The sequence below is a fragment of the Ruegeria sp. BF7 genome, from assembly GCF_056538605.1.
On the sequence record NZ_JBQFTM010000041.1, the window covers coordinates 1 to 4,222 of the forward strand.

A 4,222-nucleotide genomic window follows, 5' to 3' on the forward strand; every position below is an offset into this window, starting at 1 on the left:
TCGTCGCGCGCTTTCCATTCTTTCCAGCGCAGCACTGCGTTTGCGCCGATTTCTCGGAAGGGTTGGGGTGGCAGGCGTTTGGGTTGGTCTTCGGTTTCAAAATGGCGGGTTATATCGGAGCTGTGGGTGCAGGCCAGTTCCGCCGCTGCGATGCCGGTGAGGGTGCCGCGTGCGGTGCCCAGACCGTTCTGGACGCAGCCGGAATAGATGCCCTGGTCGATCTGGCGCGTGACCGAGACGCCGTTCAGGCTCAGGCACAGGTGGCCGGCCCAATGATATTGCATCTTGATCCCGGCCAATTGCGGGAAGCGTTGCTCGAACTTGCGCTGCATCACCCGCGATGCCCGCGTCAGATCGCGCGCCCTCGCCGCCAAGCCGGGGCGCAGCGCGGCGCAGGTGCGGGTGATGATGCGATTGCCGCCCTGACCGGTATCAATGCGCCGCATCGTGGTGCCCATCGGATCGGAGGGGGTCACACCCCAGCGGGGCCGGCCGCCCAGCCGGGCCAGCGCGGCGCTGTCCAGTTCCGGCGTCATCGCCGCAAACAGGAACAGCTGCATCAGCCGGTTGCGCTCGATGCCGAAGCTTTCGAGATGGCCATTGACCGTCAGGATCACTGCGCCGGTGCTGACCGCGCCGCGCCGGGTTTTTACCTGCCACGCGCCGCCGTGCTTTTCGAACCCGGTTACGGCGGAATTCTCGTACAGCGCCACGCCGTCCCCGACCAATCCGGCGGCCAGTCCGCGAATATAGCCTGCGGGCTGCAACATGACCGTTCCGGATGTGTAGAGGCCCGACCGGTAGTGGCGCGAGCCGGTCAGGTCGTGCATCTGCTGGGAATCCAGCATCTCGCTGGTTTCGCCCAACGTCTCGAGGTGCTGTGCATAGCTGACGTTATGGGCATGGCCCGCCGCGCTGGCGGCACCGTTCACTTTGCCCGCCGGATCAAAGAAGTTCGGGTCGATCCGATATTGCTCGACCGCCGCGCGGGCAAAGGCAATCGCTTTCCGGTTCAGGCCGATCATTTTGCAGTCGTCACCGGACCCGGCATAGTCATCCGAGGCCAGATCATGCGGCAGGTCGATCATGAAGCCGGAATTGCGGCCCGCAGCCCCTTCGGCCACGCGCCCGGCCTCCAGCACCACCACTTTCGCATCGGGTTGCAACTGGTGCAGACGCCGCGCGGCCGACAGGCCGGCAAAGCCCGCGCCGACGATGACAAAGTCGGCGGTGGTGTCACTCTCCAGCGCAACCGCCGGGGGCTGGGCGCCAAGAATGGCGCTCCAGGCGGCCGGTCCGCGGTGGACCGGCAGGGTTCTGGCGGTGTAGCGGGTCAATCCACCGCCTCGTCTGCATCATCGGCCAGATCGATCCAGATGGTTTTCAGCTGGGTGTACTGATCATGCGCATGGACTGAGTTGTCGCGGCCGCCAAAGCCCGATTGCTTGAACCCGCCAAACGGGGTCGAGATGTCGCCCTCGCCAAAGCTGTTGACCGTCACGGTACCGGCCCGCAGGGCGCGGGCACCGCGGATGGCGCGCTTGGCATTGGCGGTGAAGATCGACGCGCACAGGCCGTATTCGGTGTCATTGCCGACCGCGATGGCTTCGTCGAAGCCCGAGACCTCGATCACCGACAGGACCGGGCCAAAGATCTCTTCGCGGGCCAGCAGGGCGTTGTTGTCCGCGACCTCGACCACCGTGGCCTCGACAAACCCGTCATTGGCCTTGCCGCCGATCACCACATTCTCGGCCTGATCCAAGTAGCTGCAAACCTTGGCAAAGTGCGCCTCGGACACCAGCGCGCCCATGCGGGTTTCCGGGTCCAGCGGGTCGCCGATATTCCACTGTTTGGCATGATGCGCGATGCGCTCCAGCAATTCGGCCTTGACGTCCTTGTGCACGATCAGGCGCGAACTGGCCGAGCAGTTCTCGCCCATGTTCCAGAACGCGCCGTTGACCAGATGCTGGGCCACGCGGTCCAGGTTCTCGGCATCGTCCATGACGATGGCCGGGTTCTTGCCGCCCATCTCAAGCACAACCTCCTTGGCGTTGCTTTCCGCCGAATAGGTCAGGAACCTCTTGCCGGTCACGGTCGAGCCGGTGAAGGACACCATGTCGATATCCATGTGACGGCCGATCGGTTCGCCCACGTCTCCGCCACCACCGGGCAGGATGTTCAGAACACCGGCGGGCAGTCCGGCCTCGACAGCCAGTTCGGCCACGCGCAGCGCGGTCAGGGTGGTTTCCTTGGCCGGCTTGACGACCAGCGAACAGCCCGCCGCCAGAGCCGGGCCGATCTTCCACGCCAGCATCAGCAGCGGGAAGTTCCACGGCAGCACCAGGCCGACCACGCCGATCGGCTCACGCACCACCATGGCGATGTGATCGTCGCTGGCCGGCGCCACCTGATCATAGATCTTGTCGATCGCCTCGGCGTGCCATTTCAGGCAGTGGATGGTCTCGGGCACGTCCACGGTCTCGCAGTCGTAGATCGTCTTGCCGCTGTCGAGGCTTTCCATCACCGCCAATTCGCGCGCGTTGCGGGTCATCAGTTTGCACAGCCGGATCAGCACGTCCTTGCGTTCGGACGGGTGCAGTTTCGACCAGCGGCCGTCGTCAAACGCCTCGCGCGCCTTTTCGACGGCAAAGTCCACGTCCCCGGACCCGCAGGCGGCGATCTCGGCCAGCGTTTCGCCGGTGGCCGGGTTGGTGCTGGTGAAGGTCTTGCCGGAAATCGCCGGGCGGAAGGTGCCGTCGATGAACGCGCCGGTGGGCAGGTCCAGACCTGCGGCAATGGATTTGTATTCGTCCTGTGTCAGCAGATCCATGTCTCTTACCCTTCTGCCACGATGTCGGCGATTTTGCGTTTCAATACGCGCGTGACCTGTTCCAGCGCGCGCTTGTCATCCTTGTTCAGACCCTTCAGGGGCGCGCGCATGACGCCCGCGTCGATCCCGTTCATGGTCACGCCGTGCTTGATGGTCTGGATGAACTTGCCGCCCTGTTCCAGCACATGCATCAGCGGCAGCATCGCGCTCATGATGCGACGGCCCTTGTCAAAGTTGCCCTCGACCACGCAGGCATTGTACAGCGCCACATGTTCCGCGGGCAGGAAGTTCGACCCGCCACAAACCCAGAACGGGGCGCCCCAGGCAAAAAACTCCAGCGCCTGGTCGTCCATGCCGCAGCCCATCTGGATATGCGGATAGTCGCGCGCCAGCAGATGTACCCGGTTGATATCGCCCGAGCTTTCCTTGATGCCGCAGAAGTTGCGGCTGCGGCCGACGCGGTCCAGGAATTCCGCGCCCATCATGGTGCCGGTGCGGTGCGGATAGTTGTACAGCATCACCGGCAGATCAGCCGCCTTGTCGATGGCCAGCGCATTCAGCGCGTTTTCGCGGTCGGTCGGCACCGAATAGGCCGGGCTGGCCAGCAGGATCGCATCCGCGCCGATCTGGCGCGCGCCGGCGGCCAGCGCAATCGAGTCCGGCGTCATCATCGCCCCCGTGCCCACCACCAGCGGCAGGCGGCCTTTCAGGCGCTCATGGGTGAACCTGGCCAGCTCCAGACGCTCGGCAACGGTCTGGGCATAGTTCTCACCGGTCGAGCCGCCCGAGATCAGGCCATGTACGCCGTTCTCGATCAGGTGTTCGATCACGTCGGACAGCGCGTCCCAGTTCACGCTGCCATCGGCGTGATAGGGGGTCACGACGGGGGTGTAGATCCCTTCAAAATTGAAAATCGGGGTCATTCAGGTCCTCATGCAGGGGTTTTGCGCGCCATCGTCCCCAGCGGCAGGTCAAGCCCGGCAGGCATGACGAACAGCTCGATCTGGTCGCGCGACAGGTTCCAATGATCGATGGCCAGCTGCGAGGCAGCCGCCTCATCACCCGCCTCGATGGCGGCGATGATGGCGTCATGCTGGGCACTGGCCTCGGACAGGTTCTCCGCCATCTGGCGGTCCTGAGGGCGGTAGAAGGTCATCCCGATCCGGGCATGATCGATCAACAACCGCTGAAAAGAGGGCGCAAGATAGATGTTGTCCGCCATCTCGCCCGTGATCTCGTGAAAGCGGTTGTTGGCCATGGCCCGCTCGGCGCTCGAGCCACTCCGAAGCGCCGCCTTGAACGCCTCCTGCGCCGCCTTCAGCGCTCCAACCTGCACACCCGTCGCATTCTTCGCCGCCAACTGCAAAACAGCTCCATACATCATCGGGGCCG

The 4,222-nt window shown here is 64.4% G+C and carries 4 protein-coding genes; all 4 read right to left on the reverse strand.

Annotated features, from left to right (window positions below):
• Positions 1 to 1,337 (reverse strand): NAD(P)/FAD-dependent oxidoreductase (locus ACR0IK_RS24220; protein WP_480643667.1); only part of this gene is annotated, 1,337 nt, incomplete at its 3' end.
• Positions 1,334 to 2,830, reverse strand: coding sequence for an aldehyde dehydrogenase (locus ACR0IK_RS24225; RefSeq protein ID WP_480643668.1), 1,497 nt, complete (start codon positions 2,828 to 2,830; stop codon positions 1,334 to 1,336). The genes ACR0IK_RS24225 and ACR0IK_RS24220, both read right to left, overlap by 4 nt.
• 5 nt (positions 2,831 to 2,835) lie before the next feature.
• A complete protein-coding gene (locus ACR0IK_RS24230; RefSeq protein ID WP_480643669.1) occupies positions 2,836 to 3,753 on the reverse strand; it encodes a dihydrodipicolinate synthase family protein in 918 nt (305 codons plus the stop codon).
• Positions 3,754 to 3,761: 8 nt separating this feature from the next.
• The coding region (locus tag ACR0IK_RS24235; protein WP_480643670.1) for a GntR family transcriptional regulator at positions 3,762 to 4,222 on the reverse strand (461 nt) is incomplete at its 5' end.

Bases quoted from the DNA above. Each gene is read 5' to 3' on its own strand.
- ACR0IK_RS24225 (WP_480643668.1), bottom strand. From the start codon at position 2,830: ATGGATCTGCTGACACAGGACGAATACAAATCCATTGCCGCAGGTCTG.
- ACR0IK_RS24230 (WP_480643669.1), bottom strand. From the start codon at position 3,753: ATGACCCCGATTTTCAATTTTGAAGGGATCTACACCCCCGTCGTGACC.